General features: G+C 73.4%; 13 protein-coding genes. 6 read left to right on the forward strand and 7 right to left on the reverse strand.

Features of this window, described 5'->3' with window-relative positions; genetic code table 11:
* The 3 genes from kdpB to kdpF form a co-directional block, all read right to left on the reverse strand.
* A partial coding sequence (gene kdpB / locus ABD901_RS56710) for a potassium-transporting ATPase subunit KdpB (RefSeq protein ID WP_345144372.1) occupies positions 1–1627 on the reverse strand: 1627 nt, incomplete at its 3' end.
* Positions 1624–3285, reverse strand: coding sequence for a potassium-transporting ATPase subunit KdpA (gene kdpA, locus ABD901_RS56715; RefSeq protein ID WP_345144374.1), 1662 nt, complete (start codon positions 3283–3285; stop codon positions 1624–1626). The genes kdpA and kdpB, both read right to left, overlap by 4 nt.
* Complete coding sequence (kdpF, locus tag ABD901_RS56720; protein WP_345144376.1) at positions 3285–3374, reverse strand: K(+)-transporting ATPase subunit F; 90 nt, start codon at positions 3372–3374, stop codon at positions 3285–3287. The genes kdpA and kdpF overlap by 1 nt, the downstream gene beginning before the upstream one ends.
* Before the next feature lie 126 nt (positions 3375–3500).
* Between kdpF and ABD901_RS56725 the strand changes: the two genes are divergently transcribed.
* Positions 3501–4355: an alpha/beta hydrolase gene (locus ABD901_RS56725; RefSeq protein ID WP_345144378.1), complete on the forward strand. Its 855-nt coding sequence runs from the start codon at positions 3501–3503 to the stop codon at positions 4353–4355.
* Here ABD901_RS56725 and ABD901_RS56730 read toward each other — a convergent pair.
* Positions 4352–5137 (reverse strand): SDR family oxidoreductase, encoded by a 786-nt coding sequence (locus tag ABD901_RS56730; RefSeq protein WP_345144380.1) that lies wholly within the window; start codon positions 5135–5137, stop codon positions 4352–4354. The genes ABD901_RS56725 and ABD901_RS56730 overlap by 4 nt on opposite strands.
* 146 nt (positions 5138–5283) lie before the next feature.
* On the opposite strand from ABD901_RS56730, the gene ABD901_RS56735 reads away from it, so the two are divergent.
* From ABD901_RS56735 to ABD901_RS56745, 3 genes are read left to right on the forward strand one after another with little or no spacing between them, the layout of a single operon-like run.
* The gene (locus ABD901_RS56735; protein ID WP_345144382.1) at positions 5284–5838 is read left to right on the forward strand and encodes a hypothetical protein; all 555 of its coding nucleotides are present in this window, start codon (positions 5284–5286) and stop codon (positions 5836–5838) included.
* Positions 5832–6803, forward strand: coding sequence for a TrmH family RNA methyltransferase (locus ABD901_RS56740; RefSeq protein WP_345144384.1), 972 nt, complete (start codon positions 5832–5834; stop codon positions 6801–6803). Before ABD901_RS56735 ends, ABD901_RS56740 begins: the two co-directional genes overlap by 7 nt.
* 10 nt (positions 6804–6813) lie before the next feature.
* Positions 6814–7695 (forward strand): sigma-70 family RNA polymerase sigma factor, encoded by an 882-nt coding sequence (locus ABD901_RS56745; protein ID WP_345144386.1) that lies wholly within the window; start codon positions 6814–6816, stop codon positions 7693–7695.
* 119 nt (positions 7696–7814) lie between these two features.
* Here ABD901_RS56745 and ABD901_RS56750 read toward each other — a convergent pair whose 3' ends face one another.
* Positions 7815–8288 (reverse strand): hypothetical protein, encoded by a 474-nt coding sequence (locus ABD901_RS56750; RefSeq protein WP_345144387.1) that lies wholly within the window; start codon positions 8286–8288, stop codon positions 7815–7817.
* Between the two features lie 395 nt (positions 8289–8683).
* Positions 8684–9616 carry an NADP-dependent oxidoreductase gene (locus tag ABD901_RS56755; protein WP_345144389.1) on the reverse strand — a complete coding sequence of 311 codons (933 nt, stop codon included), beginning with the start codon at positions 9614–9616 and terminating at the stop codon, positions 8684–8686.
* Positions 9617–9806: 190 nt separating this feature from the next.
* Here ABD901_RS56755 and ABD901_RS56760 point away from each other — a divergent pair, with 190 nt between their 5' ends.
* Positions 9807–10649, forward strand: a complete 843-nt coding sequence (locus ABD901_RS56760; protein ID WP_345144390.1) for a phosphotransferase — start codon at positions 9807–9809, stop codon at positions 10647–10649.
* 100 nt (positions 10650–10749) lie between these two features.
* On the opposite strand, the gene ABD901_RS56765 is transcribed toward ABD901_RS56760, so the two are convergent.
* Complete coding sequence (locus ABD901_RS56765) at positions 10750–16206, reverse strand: ATP-binding protein (protein WP_345144391.1); 5457 nt, start codon at positions 16204–16206, stop codon at positions 10750–10752.
* A 220-nt stretch (positions 16207–16426) separates the two neighbouring features.
* On the opposite strand from ABD901_RS56765, the gene ABD901_RS56770 reads away from it, so the two are divergent.
* On the forward strand, positions 16427–16655 hold a 229-nt coding region (locus tag ABD901_RS56770; RefSeq protein WP_345144393.1), incomplete at its 3' end, for a hypothetical protein.

Here is a 16655-nt window from a genome sequence, read left to right on the forward strand (position 1 = left end):
CGATCTCGATGAGTTTCGTCGGGTCGGAGTCCAGGTCGACCATGTTCCCGGCCTCTTTCGCGGCCGAGGTGCCGGTGTTCATGGCCACGCCGACGTCGGCCTGGGCCAGGGCGGGGGCGTCGTTGGTCCCGTCGCCGGTCATCGCGACGAGCTTCCCGCCGGTCTGCTCCTTCTTGATCAGGGCCATCTTGTCCTCGGGGGTGGCCTCGGCGAGGAAGTCATCGACGCCGGCCTCCTCCGCGATCGCCTTGGCCGTGAGCGGGTTGTCACCGGTGATCATCACCGTGCGGATGCCCATCCGGCGCATCTCGTCGAACCGCTCCCGCATGCCCTGCTTGACGACGTCCTTGAGGTGGATGACGCCCAGGGTGCGGGCCGCCTGGCCCTCGACGTGCTCGGCGACGACGAGCGGCGTGCCGCCCGAGGACGACACGGCGTCCACGATCGACCCGACCTCGGTGGTGGGGTGCCCGCCGTGGTCGCGGACCCACTTCATGACCGCGGTCGCGGCGCCCTTGCGCACCTCCCGGCCGCCGACGTCGACGCCCGACATGCGGGTCTGCGCGGTGAACGGCACCCACGCCGCTCCCGTGACGTCGCGCTCGCGCAGGCCGTGGTGCTCCTTGGCGTACACCACGATGCTGCGCCCCTCCGGGGTCTCATCGGCCAGCGAGGACAACTGCGCGGCCTCGGCGAGCTCGTCGGCCGTCACCCCCTCGACGGGCAGCAGGTTCCCGGCCTGCCGGTTGCCCAGCGTGATCGTGCCCGTCTTGTCCAGCAGCAGTGTGTTGACGTCCCCGGCCGCCTCGACGGCACGGCCGGACATGGCCAGGACGTTGCGCTGCACGAGCCGGTCCATGCCGGCGATGCCGATCGCGGACAGCAGCGCCCCGATGGTGGTCGGGATGAGGCAGACGAGCAGCGCGACGAGGACGGTGCCGGAGACCTCGGCCCCGGAGTAGATGGCGAGGGGCTGCAGGGTCGCGACCGCCAGCAGGAAGATGATGGTCAGCGACGCCAGGAGGATGTTGAGCGCGATCTCGTTCGGCGTCTTCTGCCGGTTCGCACCCTCGACGAGGCCGATCATGCGGTCGATGAACGACTCACCCGGCCTCTGCGTGATCCGCACGACGATCCGGTCGGACAGCACCTTCGTGCCGCCGGTGACCGCGCTGCGGTCGCCGCCCGACTCGCGGATGACGGGCGCCGACTCGCCGGTGATCGCCGACTCGTCGACCGAGGCGATGCCCTCGATGACGTCGCCGTCGCCGGGGATGATCTGCCCGGCCACGACCACGACGACGTCGCCCTGCCGCAGCTCGCTCGCCTGGACCGTGGTGCCGTCCTGCAGGTGCGCCACCGTGTCCTGCTTGGCGCGGCGCAGCGTGTCGGCCTGCGCCTTCCCGCGGCCCTCGGCGACGGCCTCGGCGAGGTTGGCGAACAGCACGGTCAGCCACAGCCACACGGCGATGACCCAGGCGAACACGCTCGGCTGGAGGACGGCGAGGACGGTGGTGAAGACGGAGCCGACCTCGACGACGAACATGACGGGGTTGCGCCAGAGGGTCGCCGGGTTGAGCTTGCGCAGCGCGTCCGGCGCGGATCGCAGGAGTGCGGCGGCGTTCACCGGATGCCCTCCGCGAGGGGTCCCAGCGCGACGGCCGGCAGGTACGTGAGCAGCACGACGACGACCGTGACGGCCACGACCATGCCGATGAACAAGGGTTGGTACGTCTTGAGCGTCCCCGTCGACGCCGGCACCGGCTGCTGGCGGGCCAGGGAGCCGGCCAGCCCGAGGACGAAGATGATCGGCAGGAACCGGCCGAGCAGCATGCAGAAACCGAGCGCGGTGTTGTAGAACGTCGTGTTCGCGCTGAGCCCCGCGAACGCCGACCCGTTGTTGTTCGACGCCGACGTGAACGCGTAGAGCACCTCGGACAGGCCGTGCGCTCCGGGGTTGGCCATCGACTCCCGCGCCTTGGCCGAGCCCATCGCGATCCCGTTGCCGACGAGCACCAGCGCGGGCGTCGTGAGCAGGTAGAGCGACGCGAACTTGATCTCGCGGGCGCCGATCTTCTTGCCCAGGTACTCCGGCGTGCGCCCCACCATCAGCCCGGCCACGAAGACGGTGATGATGGCGAGGATCAGCATGCCGTACAGGCCGGAACCCGTGCCGCCGGGCGCCACCTCGCCCAGCATCATGTTCAGCATCGTGACCATGCCGCCCAGCGCGGTGTACGAGTCGTGGAACGAGTTCACCGCACCCGTCGACGTCAGGGTGGTCGCGGCGGCGAAGGTCGCCGACTGCGGCACCCCGAACCGGGTCTCCACACCCTCCGTCGCCCCGCCCGCCGCGCTCGGCGCGGTCCCCGGGTGGCGCATCTGCAGCACGTTCAGCGCGATGACGCTGCCGACGGCGAGGATCGCCATGATCCCGGCGATCGCCAGGCCCTGGCGCTTGTCGCCGACCATCCGGCCGAAGACGCGCGGCAGGCAGAACGGGATCAGCAGGATCAGGAAGATCTCGAACCAGTTCGTCCACCCCGTCGGGTTCTCGAACGGGTGCGCGCTGTTGGCGTTGTAGAAGCCACCCCCGTTCGTCCCCAGCTCCTTGATGACCTCCTGCGAGGCCACCGGCCCGCCGGTGATGCGCTGCGAGGCCCCCGCGAGGGTGGTCACATCGGTGCCGGCGGAGAGGTTCTGCACCACGCCGCCGGCGATCAGCACCAGGCCGCCGAGCACCGCCACGGGCAGCAGGATGCGGATGCTGACGCGGACGAGGTCGACCCAGAAGTTGCCCAGCTGGTCGGTCTTGGCGCGGGAGAAGCCGCGCACCAGCGCGATCGCCACGGACACGCCGACGGCGGCGGACAGGAAGTTCTGCACCGCCAGGCCGGCCATCTGGACCAGGTGGCCCATGGTGGTCTCGCCGGAGTACGACTGCCAGTTCGTGTTCGTCACGAAGCTGACCGCCGTGTTCCACGCCTGGTCGGGTTTGACCGGGTCGAAGCCGAGGCTCAGCCACAGGTGGTTCTGCACGCGCTGGAACAGGTACAGGAACAGGATCGACACCGCCGAGAACGCCAGCACGCTGCGCGCGTACACGCCCCACGACTGCTCGCCGTCGGGGTTCACGCCGACGGCCCGGTACAGCACCTTCTCGGCGCGCAGGTGCCCCTTGCCGTTGATCGCGCGGTACATGTGGTCCCCGAACGGCCGGTACAGCAACGCCAGCACCGCGACCAGCGACAGGATGAACAGCACGCCGGCCGTCGCCGGGCCCATCAGAACCGCTCCGGGAACAGCAGGGCGGCGATCAGGAACCCGCTCAGCGCGACGGCGAGGACGAGGCCGACGGCGTTCTCGGCGCTCACAGCCGCTCCACCGCCCGCACCGCCAGGCCGAGAACCGCGAACAGGAGAATCGTCAGCAGGACGAAGACCACATCAGCCATGGGTGCTGCATGCCCCGCCGCGGGGCCCCGGCACTAGGCTCGCGGGGTGATCGATTTCGGGCGCCGGGTGTCGCGGTGGCCCCTGCGCAGCGCCCGCCTCCAACGCGTGCCCGGCCCGGACGCCTTCGCGGCCGACGCGCACCCGGTCGCCGACGGCCACGACACGCGGCGGCTGTCCCACGGCGGGCGCCGGCCCGGCTCGGTGCTGCTCCTGCATGGGTACACGCACTCGCCCGCCCAGCTCGACGCCCTCGCGGCGCGGTTCTTCGAGCGCGGCTACAACGTCCTCGCGCCGCGCGCGCCCGGCCACGGCCTCGTCGAGCCGGGCGCGCACGCCACCGTCACCGCCGCCGGCCTCGTCGCCTACGCGGCCGCGGCCCTCGACGAGGCCGCCGCCCTCGGCGAGGAGACCGGCGTCGTCGGCGTCTCCGCCGGCGCGGTCCTGGCAACCTGGCTGGCCGCATACCGGCCGGACGCCGTGCGCCGGCTGCTCGTCCTCGCCCCGCTGTACGGTCCGCACGCCGGGCAGGTGCCGGCCGCGGTGCGGGTGCCGATGCAGGTGCTCTACGGGCTGCGGGCGCTGCCGGACCGGCGCAACGCGCGCGGCTACTCCTACCACGCCGTCGGGCAGTACCTGCGGATCGCCGCGAACCTCCCCGCGGTGTTCCCGGCGGCGGGCGTGCGCTCGGTCGCGGCCGTGCTGGCGCCCGGCGACACCACCGTCGACGCCCGCCTGGCCTTCGACGTGCCGGCCCGCCTCGCCCGCGCCGCCGGCGCCACCCTGCGGCTCGACACCCTGCCGGACGACCTGGGGCTGGGCCACGACATCATCTCGACGCACCGGCTGGGCGCCCACGCGGACGCCCTCAACGAGCGCTACGTGGAGCTCTACGAGGGCTAGACGTTGGCGGCCAGGAACTCCTCCCACGTACGGCGGCCGACGGCGCGGTCGGGCGCGAGGTTGGCGCCGGCCCGCACGGCGCGGTAGGCGCCCCCGCCCATTCGCATGCGCAGCACCGGGCGCCGCCTGCCGGCGGCGCGCAGGTAGGAGCGGACGAGCTCGTCCATGCCGTAGATGCGCGGCCCGGCGAGGTCCGGCACCAGGCCCGCGGGCTCGCCCAGCGCCAGCTCGGCGAGGCGGGCCGCGACCTCGGCGCCGTCGACCGGCTGGAAGCGCACCCCGGCCGGGACCGGCACGACCGGCAGCTTGGCCATCTGCCGCACGGTGGCGAGGGTGAGCTCGTGGAACTGGCTCGCCCGCAGCGTGGTGAACGGGATGCCCGACTCCGCGACGAGCAGCTCCGCGGCCCGCTTGGCGGCGAAGTAGCCGAACATCGCACGGTCCGCGGCGCTGCGCACGGGGACGCGCTCCGCACCGACGACGGAGATGTACACCAGGTGCTTCGCCCCGGCCCGCACCGCTGCGTCGACGAGGTGGCGGGCCTTGACGTCGTCGCCCTTCGCCGAGCCGGCGCAGTGCACGATCGTCGCGACGCCGGCGACCGCCGCGGCGACGCCCGCCCCGGTGGCGAGGTCCCCGGCGACGTACTCGACGCCGTCCCGGCGCTCGGCCGGCACGTTGCGGGTGAGGACGCGGACGGTCCGCCCGGCGTCGCGCAGCAGGGGCAGCAGCAGGCGGCCGAGGGTCCCGGTGCCGCCGGTCAGCAGGATCGGTGTGGTCATGGCCGTTCTCCGTTCACGTCGATGGCTTCACCACGCAGACCCGCGGGCGGGCACCGATGTGACGTGATCCAGGCCACGCTCCCCCGCGCCGTAATTGCGTGGTGGTCGCCGCCGGCCGGCTGCTATCAACGTCGGCGTGACTGCCGTTGAGCCGTAGCCTGCACACCGACCCCTACCCGCTGCGGGCCGCCCGCCGGGCGCCCCACGCCGTCCGCGTCCGCGCCCGCCCGGCGCGGCCCGGGTTCGTCCATCCCGCCGGCGCCGCCGACGTGCGGCGCGCGCTCGAGTTCTTCGGGGCGTCCGCGACCTACGGGCTGCGCGGCGTCGAGCTGCGCCAGCGCCCGCGGGACGCCGGCCCGGTCGCCGTGGCGGCGCTGCGGGTGCCGGGGATCGTCCTGCTGTTCGAGCAGCCGGAGCCGCCGTGGGTGCTGCCCGGCCCGCTCACCGGCGACGCCGCCGCGCGGCTGCGGCGGGCCGGGGCGCTCGTCACTGGCGGCACCGCCGCGACCCGGGTCGACTGGCCGGGCGCGACGCTGCGCGACTTCGTCCTCCTCGACGGGCTCATGCACGAGATCGGCCACCACACGATCCAGCACGCGGCGAACCGCCGGCGCGCGGCGGCGATGCGCACCGCCGATCACGAGCGGCGCGCGGACGCGCACGCGGCCCGCGCCCGGGCGGCCTGGGCGGGCCGTTGCTGAGGCTCGTCGGCGACGGGGTCGAGAACCCGGCCAACGCCGAGGCCCTCGTCGCGGCGGCCGAGATGTTCGGCGCGGCGTGCGGGTTCCGCGACGAGCGAGGCCTGCTGCCCGCAGTGTCCACCGTGGACACCGAGGCGCTGCTCGCGTCCCCGATCGTCGCGGTGGACAACGCGCCGGGCGCCGATTCGGTGTACCGCAGCGGCCCGGTGCGCGCCGGATCGTCCATCGTGGTCGGCAACGAGCGCAAGGGCATCCGCGGCGACGTGCTGCGGGCGGCGTCGCGGACCGTGACGATCCCGATGCCGGGCCGCGGCGTGAACACGCTCAATGTGGCGACCGCCGCAGCCGTGGCGCTGCACTACCTGTCGGGCGCGACCGGGCGGCGCACCGTGCGCGGGACCCGGCCGGAGTCACAGCGCCCCGGCGTGCTGCTGGCCGGCCCGCGCGACCACGTCGAGGCGGGCAGCTCGCTGCGCTCGGCGGCCGCGTTCGGCTGGACCACCGTCGCGCTCGACGACCGGGACAAGGTGTGGTTCGGTACGCCCCGCCCGGTGCGCGCCGAGGGCCGGGCCGCCGCGCGCAGCCACCGCAACCCGCTGCGGGTCGTGCCGGGCGGTTCCGTTTCGGCGTACACCCGGATCGTGATCTGCACCGCGGACGCCGACGGACCGCCGGTCCACCGCGCCGACCTCACCGGCCCGGGGACGCTCCTCGTGGTCCCGGACGGCGACTGGGAGGCCCCGCCGGGCGCGGAGTTCGCGCGGGTCGAGGCGCCTGGCGCGGCGGGCCGGTACCGGTTCGTCACCGGGATCGTGCTCGCGGAGGCGGCCCGTCAGCTCGGCCCCCGCCCCGACGGATCGGCCGGCCGCCCGCCGCGCAAGGGCCTGTCCTACCGCAGCGCACTCGACCTGGCCGGCCCCTCGGCGGGGGACGTGGTCGAGGCCTGGGAGCTGCTGCGGTACTGACCGTGTGAGGATGGCGGACGTGGACGAACGGCGTTTCGAGGAACACCGCGGCCGGCTGCGGGCGGTCGCGTTCCGGATGCTCGGCTCGACCTCCGAGGCCGACGACGCCGTGCAGGAGACCTGGCTGCGGGCCAGCCGCGCCGGCGACGAGTCCGTCGAGAACCTCGAGGCGTGGCTCACCACGATCGTCGCCCGCGTGTGCCTCAACCTGCTGCGCGCGCGGGCCGGCCGCGGCGAGGTCGTCCTCGACGTGCACGTTCCCGACCCGATCGTCACCCCCGCTTCCGGCGTGGACCCGGAGCACGAGGCGCTGCTGGCCGACTCGGTCGGCCTGGCCCTGCAGGTGGTACTGCAGACGCTCACGCCGCCCGAGCGCCTGGCGTTCGTGCTGCACGACATGTTCGCCGTGCCGTTCGAGGACATCGGCCCGATCGTGGACCGCTCCCCCGCCGCGACCCGCCAGCTCGCCAGCCGCGCCCGCCGCCGGGTCCAGGACCGCCCGACCCGCCCGGACCGCGACACGTCCCGCCAGCGGGCCGTGGTGGACGCCTTCTTCGCCGCCTCCCGCACCGGCGACTTCGCCGCGCTGGTCGAGGTCCTCGACCCCGACGTGATCCTGCGCTCCGACGGCGGCACGTCCCGCCCGCGGCTCACGTTCACGCTGCACGGCCCGGAGCAGGTCGCGACCCAGGCCTTGGCGTCGTCGCGGCTGTCCCCGTTCGTGTACCCGGCCCTGGTCAACGGCGCCGCGGGCGTGGTCGTCGCCGCTTCACCCGACCGCCCGCTGTTCGTGATGGCCTTCACCGTCGTGGAGGGCCGCATCGCCGCGATCGACGTGCTGGCCGACGCGGACCGCCTTCGCACCGTCGACCTGTCGATGCTGCGTTCCTAGCTCGCTGCGCTCGCGGTGAGGGAGCTCCGCTCCACCCACACCCCCTCAAGATCTGCGGCGGCGCGCCCGGCGGGTGAAGGTCTCCTGAGGCGGCGTCGGCGGCCGCGTTCCTGCCGGGCTCAGCGCTGCAGGTGCTGCACCCAGGCAAGGACGCGGTCGACGTCCGCCCGGGTCCAGCCGACAGCCGGGTCGATCGAGACCAGCAGAGTCGGTGCGGGCCGCTCGGCCGCCCAGCGCCGGCCGGCGACGGTATGGTTGTCGTCGATCCAGGCCGCCGGGCGGTCGCCGACCACCGCGTCGACGGCCGGCACCTTGAGTTCGGGCTCGAACGGCACCGGGGGAAACCGGACGACGGGCAGTGGCTCGACGTCGAGCAGCGGTAGGTAGCGCTCGTTGGCGTGCTCACCCCAGCCGGTTGCCCACCACAGTTCGCCGGCCGCCGCCAGCTCGCGGATCCAGCCGCCGTGCGCAACGCAGTAGCGTTCCGGCTCCTCGCCCTCGAAGAACACGCGTTCCTGATAGCCGGGCGGGCAGGCTGGCGCGGCGAACGGGTTCAGCACTCCATCGAGGTCGAGCAGGAGCACCGGTTCCATGTGCTCCACTGTATGTGTCACCCGGCCGCGTTCGCCGCCCTGCCGGGGCGCTCGCCGTCCGGGGGGCGCTGTCTGGCCGTCGTGGCGACGAGCGCGGGTTTACTTGGACGAGGGGCTGGCAAACGACGCTCGGCCGATGGTGGCGGGCGCCTTCGGCCTGCCCTTTTCAATGGGGCACAGTGGTCCTTGTCCGACCTGGCTCACGGTGATTCCTCCAGGCCGTCCGCCGCCGCTGGGTCCGTGCGGGTCATCAGTCGGTGGCCCAGATCGTCAGCGGCAATTTGCAGGTGTTCTCGGAAAATGGCGCGCATGACCTCGGGTGGCCATTATTCGAACGGGCCTCCGGCCTCAAATCTCCAGGCGTTCGATAATGGTTCTGGCCGGCGGGTAGCGTGTCAGGCGTCGATCTGTACTGCCAGCTTGCCCAGTGTTCCGGCGGCGAAGTCGGCGAAGGCCTGCGGGACCTCCGCCATGGTGTACGAGCGCTGGATCGGCACGACGAGCCGGCCGGCGGCGACGGCCTCGGCCAGGCTGGTCAGGCCGGCCGGGTTCGGCTGTGCGGCGACGGCGGTGGCCGTGATGCCCCGGCAGGCGAACGGGCTCGCGTCGATGGGGAGCAGCGTGGCGAACCGGCCGCCGTCGGCGACGAGGTCGGACACTGTGCCGGGGTCGCCGGCGAGGTGCAGGGCCACGTCGACGCCGGCTGGGGCGAGCGCGCGAACCTGTGCGGCGAGGTCCTTCGTGTGGTCGATGACGTGGGCCGCGCCGAGCCGGCGGACGTGGTCGGTCTCGGCGGGTGTTGCGGTGGCGATGACCACGGTGCCGGCGGCGGTGGCCAGTTGCAGGATGAACGCGCCGACGCCGCCGGTCGCGCCGGACACCAGCACGGTTTCGCCCGGGCGCAGGTGTACCGCATCCAGCGCGGCCATCGCCGCCGAGCCGGCCAGTCCGATGACGCCGGCGGTGGTGACGTCGACGCCGTCGGGGATGGGGGCGATGGAGTGCTCCGCGGGGACGACGAGGTACTCGCCGAAACCGCCGGCGTTCAAGGGGAACGTCAGCACCACGCCGAAGACGTTCTGCTCGGGTGCGAATGTGGTCACGTCCGCGCCGACCGCGTCGACGGTGCCGGCGAAGTCGCGGCCCAGGACGACCGGGAAGCGGTGCGGCAGGATTCCGTTGAACAGGCCGCGAACGAGCGAGGTGTCGAAACCGTTGAGCGACGAGCCGCTCACCTTGATCCGGATGTCGGACGGGCCGGGGGCGGGGGTTTCGACCTCGGTCAAGGTCGGGCCGGATCCGAAGTCCTCGGACACCACAGCACGCATCGGGGCGCTCCCTTCGGGTTGGTGTACTGCCGTACGCGGAGCGCCTTGCTGTGCAGGAGATGACCGTAGCCCGGCCGCCGCGTGCGCACACCAGCCGTCCGGCTGAGGCCCGTACGGCCGCCAGGCGCACCGGCGCCTGTCCGTTGGGCGCCTTCCGATCGGGCCGGGCAACCGCCGCTAGGCTCATCGGGTGACCTCCGGGCTCGGCAAGCTCTCCGCGCGGCAGCGCGCCCTGTTGGAGCGATGGCTTCCGGGTGCGAGCGTCGAGAGGAACCACAGCTGGGGTCTGGTCGAGACGACCGTGCTGGAGATGACGTGTGCCGGGGCACGGTTCATCGTCAAGGCCGGCGGCGACGGTGACCATCACATCGAGCGCGAGTTGCAGGCCCATCGCAACTGGTTGGCGCCGTGGACCGGCAGGGGCCGTGCACCGACGTTGGAGCACGGCGACGCGGAGGCGAAGCTCGTCGTCACCAGGTTCCTGCCCGGCGTGCTCGTGCTCGGCAGCGAGCACGCCGAGGTCGCCTCCACCTACCGGCAGGCGGGCGAGCTGCTGGCCCTGCTGCATGCCCAGCCCGTCGTCATCGACGACGACTACGAGCGGCGCGAGAACGAGAAGTCGGTGACGTTGCTGCGGGGAGCGCACCGGATCGCCGCGGCCACGGTGGAGCGGCTGCTGGCCGAGATCGCCACGTGGCCGGCGCCGGCCGCGGTCCTCGTGCCCACCCACGGGGACTGGCAGCCCCGGAACTGGCTCATCCACAACGGCGTTGTCAGCGTCATCGACTTCGGTCGCGCGGGGATGCGTCCCGCGTTGACGGACTTCGCGCGGCTGGCCGTGCAGGACTTCCGCCGCGATCCGAGCCTCGAGGCGGCCTTCCTCGACGGGTACGGCGCCGACCCGCGCGAGGCCCGGGCGTGGCACCGCAACCGGGTCCGCGAGGCGATCGGCACCGCGACCTGGGCCTACCGCGTGGGCGACGAGCAGTTCGAGGCCCAGGGCCACCGAATGATCGCCGAGGCGCTGCGCTGAGCCGGCCGGACCAGGAACGGCGCCAGTGCGACGAAGCGGGGCGCTACCCCGGCCGAGCCGGTGCGGCGCCCCGCTTCGCGTGCAACATCAACCAACGCCACTAGCGTGCGGCGGACAGGCCTCGCTCGATCGCGGCGATGATGCCCGGGCGCAGCGACTCGGGGCGGACGATGGCGTCCACCGAGCCGACCTCCACGGCGCGCTGGATGCTGTGGATGCCGTCGAACTCGGCGGCCACCTCGCTCAGCTTCTCCGCGCGCACGGCGAAGCGGACGTCGACCAGGCGCGTTGCCAGCGCCGCGCGCTCGCCGCCCGTTGCCGCGGCGACCTGGGCCTCCAGCTCGGAGACCCGCGGGTCGCGCGAGGTGCGGGCGTCCACATCCGCCGCGAAGACGACCGCGGCCGCGGGGGCGCCGCCGATGACCGAGGCGAAGGAGCCCTCGACCGCCAGGACCGTCATGTTGGGGTTCAGGGCCTTCGAGAAGACCACGAACGCGCCGCCGTGGTAGCGGGAGATCACGCAGAAGACGATCGGGCCCTCGAAGTTGACGATGGCGCGGCCGATCTCCGCTCCGTATTCGAGCTGCAGGCGGCGCATGGACTCCGGGGAGCCGTCGAAGCCGGACAGGTTGGCCAGGACGACCAACGGGCGGTTCCCGCTCGCGGCGTTGATGGCCCGTGCGGCCTTCTTCGACGACGACGGGAACAGGGTGCCCGCGGTGTAGGTGTCGGGGCCGTCGGTGGGCGGGAAGCCGCGGCGCGGGACCGAGCGGGACTCGATGCCGAGCAGGCAGACGGGGATGCCGCCGAGGTGGACGTCCTGGACCACCGCGGTCTCGGCGTCCGCCATGCCGGCCCAGCGCTCCAGGACGGCGTGGTCCTGGTCGGCCAGGGCGCGCATCAGGGTGCGGATGTCGAAGGCCTTCTTGCGGTCGGGGTTGTGCTCGCGCGAGAAGATCTCGCCGACCGTCTTGAAGTCGCTGTCGGGGACCGAGTGCGGGAACGGCGAGATGTCGCGGTCCACCGGGTCGGTGGTCGCGGCGCGGCGGGGGCGGGACTCGCCGGGGGCGACGTAGGTGTGCTCGTAGTGGGTCATGAGCACGTTGCGGGCCGAGCGCAGGTCGGGGGCCCAGTACTGGGCCTGGCCGTTCGGGCCCATCACGCGGTCGTAGCCGCCGATGCCGAAGTTGTCCTCGGCCGAGACGCCGCCGGAGAAGTCCAGGGACTGCTTGCCCGTCAGGACCATCGCCGAGTCGGGGGTCATGACCAGGATGCCCTTGGTGTGCATGAGCATCGTGGCCTCGGCGTTCCAGTACGGCTGGGCGCCGACGGTGATGCCGGCCACGACGATGTTGATCTCGCCGCCGGCCTGGGTGAACTCGACGATGCGCTTCAGCGCCGCGGCGACCCAGTCCATGTTCTCGGTGCCGGAGCTCATCGAGATCCGGGCGCCGGCCGACAGGGCGAACCAGTCGACGGGGACGCCCATGCGCTCGGCCAGGTCCAGGGCGGCGATCACGCGGGCGCATTCGGGCTCGGCGAGGGCGCCCAGGGACTTCGTCGGGTCGCCGAGGAGCACCACGCGGGTGACGCCGTCCGGGTACCGCTCGGTGGGGGTGCTGACGACGCCGGCGACGATGCCGGACTTGTTCTGCCCGCGCGGGCGGCGGACCGGGGCGAGCGCGCCGGTGTCGTCGAGGTCGTGCTCGACGAAGGTGCCGCGCGGGCCGGCCAGCATCTCGGTGAGCTCGTACGGGTACGTCGTGCCGCGGCGGCGGGCCGAGAGGACCTTCTGCCGGTAGTCGTCCAAGGGCTGGATGAGGTCGGTCGTGGGCTCGGTGACCGACATCTGCATGCCCTGGTCGTACGACACCTTGACCGCGATGTCGGCGAGCTCGCCGGTGGCGGCGTCGCGCTGGCGGCCCAGGAACAGGACCTCCTCGAGGCCGGCGCCCGCCGTGATCGGCAGCAGGCGCTGGGCGACCGCGCTGAGCTCCTCGACGGTGAACTCGCTGGCGGGCCAGACGTAGATCGTGATCCGGTTGGTGTCGAACCGCTTCTTGGCCGGGCGCCGGGCCTGGACGCTGCGGATCGCGTCGAGGCAGGCGTCCAGGGCGCCCTCGATCGCCGGGAGGGCGAGGATGCGGCCGTCGGCGTCGCGCAGTGGGGTGATGTCGCGCACCTGGGCCATCGCGGCGAGGCGCTCGTCGGCCGGGTTGTTCGGGGCGACGCAGTGGAACAGGTACACCTCCTCGTCCGCCGACGGCAGCCGCGTGAGGTCGAAGTTGCGCAGGCGCGGCAGCTGCAGGCGCCGGGCGATGAGCGGGTGCAGGCCGCGGATCACGCGGTCCTCGCCGAGGCCGGGGCGGAACGTGAAGTGGTGGTGCAGCTCGGCGCCGGTGCGGCCGGCGACCGACATCGTCACGCGGGCCAGCACGTCCAGGAGCCCGGTCTGCTCGACGACGTCGGCGAGGGCGGCGGCCATCGCGTCCGGGTCGGGCTGGTCGGTCCAGGTGAGGTACACGTCGGCGACCGACTCCGCGTCGCCGAGCCCGGCCACCTGCGTCAGCGTGGCGGGCAGGTCGGCGAAGTCGGTGGCGGCGGCGACGAGGCGGAAGCGCTCGCCGTCGCGGTCGTACTCGGCGGTGAAGAACGCGTGCCCGTTGACCTCGACGGAGCGCGGCTGGCTGGCGCCGCGGTTGCCGTAGTACCGCCGGCTGAGCACCTCCAGCATCGGGCGGTGGTCGGCGCCGGGCTTGCCGATGCGCTGGCCGAGCAGGCGCACCAGCGGCTCGGGCGAGGAGACCATCTTCGCGATCCGCTCGGCGCGGTCGGGCGCGTCCGGGTGCTCGTCGAGGTGGCGCAGGTGGCGGCGCACGTCGGCGTACACCTCGGCCCGTTTGCGGCGCAGCATCGGCTGCGCGGCCCAGCGGAACACGATGCTGCGGGCCAGGTCGCCGACGGCCGGGAAGCGCAGCTGGGTGGCGAAGATGAGGTGCTCCAGCGTCTGCCCGACGAGCTCGCGCAGGCCGTTGCCGGGCAGCGGCTCGGTGAGCCACTGCCGCAGGAACGTCACGATGACGGTGACGTCGGCGGAGGCGCGCTGCTGTGCCAGGAAGATGCGGAACACGGCGTCCTCGAGCGCTGGTGTGCGCTCGAAGTCGGTGACGCCGTAGTGGGCGAGGACCCGGGCGAGGCGGGTGCGGAACGTGTCGGGCAGGGCGGCCCGGTCGACGTCGAGGCTCTGCAGGTACGCGTGGAAGTACTCCCGCGGGCTGTGCACCCGGGTGTCGGCCCGCGTCTCCTCGCCGGCCGGGCGGTTGCGGCTGAGCTCGGACAGGTCGGCGAAGAGCCGCAGCAGCCCGACCTCCTCCTCGAGCGGGCGGCGGCCGAGCTCGGCGCGGGCGGCGAGGTAGCCCGACAGGGCCCGGCGCTCGTCGCGCGGGTCGAGGTCGTAGCCGAGCAGGAGGCTGCGCAGGTCGGCGATGCCGCGCGCGACCCGGTCGGCGGCGGACAGGCCGGCGGGCTCCGGCGGCAGTTCGAGGTCGACGGTCTCGAAGACCGCGGCCGGGCTCTCGCCGTCGTCGTCGCCGATCGGCTCGAGGCGCAGCAGTGGCGCCGCGGTCTCGACCTGGCTGCCGACGGCGACCAGGCACTCCTTGAGCCGGGCCTTGAACGGCGCGCGCAGCACCGTCTCCATCTTCATGCTCTCCAGCACGAGCACCGGCGCGCCCGCCTCGACCTCGTCGCCGACGGCGAGCGGGGTGGCGACGACCAGCGCCGGTGCCGGTGAGCGCAGCACGCCGCCCTCGTCGCGGCTGACGCGGTGGGTGATGCCGTCGACCTCGACGAGGTGGATGGGGCCGTGCGTGTCGGTGACGAGCCGGAAGCGCCGGCCGTTGACCAGGATCCGGCCGGTGTGCTCGTCGAACCGGTCGATCTCGGCGTCGACGGCGGCGTCCTCGCCGATGCCGACGCGGAAGCGGCGCGGCCCGGTCTGCGCGACCATGACCCGGTAGGTGGCGCCGCGCAGCTTGAGGTCGATCGGGCGGCCGCTCTCGTGCTGCACCTGCGGGCGGCCGCCGTGCGCGGTGGACAGCAGCCGCTGCCGCTCGACGCCGGCCTCGTCCTCGTAGGCCTCGATCGCGGCGGCGGCCAGGGCGATGCCGGAGTGCTTGGTGGAGACCAGGCGGCCCTCGCCGCGGACGCGGTCGATCCAGCCGGTGTCGGCGCTGCCGTCGATGACCTCGGGCTGGTCGAGCAGGTCGAGGATGAAGCTCTTGTTGGTGGCGCCGCCCTCGATGACGACGGTGGTCTCGCCGACCGCGCGGCGCAGCCGGCCGAGGGCCTCGTCGCGGGTGCGGCCGTAGGCGATGATCTTGGCGATCATCGAGTCGAAGTCGGCGGGGATGACGTCGCCCTCGCTGACGCCGGTGTCGACCCGGATGCCGGGGCCGGCGGGCAGGGCCAGGCGCACGATCCGGCCGGGCGAGGGCGCGAAGTCGCGGTCGGGGTCCTCGGCGTTGAGCCGGGCCTCGACGGCGTGGCCGGCCTCGGCCGGCATCCGCTCGCCCAGCCGGCCGCCGCCGGCGACGTGGATCTGGGCCTTGACCAGGTCGAAGTCCGTGCAGGCCTCGGTGATCGGGTGCTCGACCTGCAGGCGGGTGTTGACCTCGAGGAAGGCGAAGAGGCGCTCGCCGGGGTGGTAGAGGAACTCGACGGTGCCGGCGCCGCAGTACTCCACCGCGAGCGCGAGCCGCTCCGCCGCCGCCTTGAGCTCGCCGGCCTGCTCGGGCGCGAGGACCGGGGAGGCGGACTCCTCGATGACCTTCTGGTTGCGCCGCTGCACGGAGCAGTCGCGCACGCCGAGGGCCCAGGCGCTGCCCTGCCCGTCGGCGATGACCTGCACCTCGACGTGGCGGGCGCCGGTGACGAGCCGCTCCAGGAACACCACGCCGCTGCCGAACGCGCGGGCGGCCTCCAGGCTGGTGCGCTCGTAGGCGTCGGTGAGGTCCTCGTCGCTGCGCACGACCCGGATGCCGCGCCCGCCGCCGCCGGCGGTCGCCTTGAGCATCAGCGGGTAGCCGATCTCGGCGGCGGCCAGCTTGGCCGCATCGAGGCTCTCGACGGCGCCGCGGCTCCACGGCGCGACCGGGACGCCGACCTCCTCGGCGATGAGCTTGGCGCCGATCTTGTCGCCGAGCTTGCGCATGGCGTCGGCGCTGGGCCCGATGAAGGTGACGCCGATCTTCTCGCACAGCTCGGCGAAGGCCGGGTCCTCGGCGACGAAGCCCCAGCCGACCCAGGCGGCGTCGGCGCGGGTCTCCACGAGGGCGCGCTCCAGGACGGCGTGGTCGAGGTAGGGCCGGGCCGAGGCGGGGCCGAGGCAGTAGCTGTGGTCCGCCTCACGCACGAACGTCGCGGCGCGCTCCGCGTCGGTGTAGAGCGCGATGGTCTCCATCGGCGCCGCGCCGTTCTCCGCGTTGAGCTCGCGCACGGCGTGGATCAGCCGCATGGCGGCCTCACCACGGTTGACGATGGCGATGCGACTGAACACCGAGTAAGCCTCCGATCACAACAATAGGGACTCCCACGTCCGGCCGGAGCCCCCGAGTCAACTTTCGACGCTACCGGTCGGTAATGGAAACCGTGGGACCCGCCACCCACAAGCCCCGAAAGTTGTGGAGATCGTCCAAAGCGGCCCGGGACTGTGAGGGGGGTCACTGCTACCCGCGAACCCGCTCAACCCGTGAGTGAGGATAAGACGAGGAGGCGCGGTGGAGCAGGACCTGCGTGCGCGGCTCGCCGACGAGTTGTCGGACGCCGCGGAGCCGCCGATCGGCGACCTGGTCGGCGCGGCGCTGCGGCGCGGGCGACGACTGCGCACGCTGCGCCGGCTGGGCTCCGGCGGCGCCGCCGTGACGGTGATCGCCGCGCGCGCCGCCGCCGGCGCGCTGCTGGTGCCGGCGCCGGTCCCGGTCGCCGGGCCGGCGTCCGGCGGCTCGC

It is taken from the genome of Dactylosporangium darangshiense, assembly GCF_039537565.1.
GTDB lineage: Bacteria > Actinomycetota > Actinomycetes > Mycobacteriales > Micromonosporaceae > Dactylosporangium > Dactylosporangium darangshiense.

What these genes read in the sequence shown, in the direction of transcription:
- kdpA (WP_345144374.1), bottom strand. Translation starts at nt 3,285, where the DNA reads ATGGGCCCGGCGACGGCCGGCGTGCTGTTCATCCTGTCGCTGGTCGCG.
- ABD901_RS56730 (WP_345144380.1), bottom strand. Translation starts at nt 5,137, where the DNA reads ATGACCACACCGATCCTGCTGACCGGCGGCACCGGGACCCTCGGCCGC.
- ABD901_RS56745 (WP_345144386.1), top strand. Translation starts at nt 6,814, where the DNA reads ATGGCGGACGTGGACGAACGGCGTTTCGAGGAACACCGCGGCCGGCTG.
- ABD901_RS56750 (WP_345144387.1), bottom strand. Translation starts at nt 8,288, where the DNA reads ATGGAACCGGTGCTCCTGCTCGACCTCGATGGAGTGCTGAACCCGTTC.
- ABD901_RS56755 (WP_345144389.1), bottom strand. Translation starts at nt 9,616, where the DNA reads ATGCGTGCTGTGGTGTCCGAGGACTTCGGATCCGGCCCGACCTTGACC.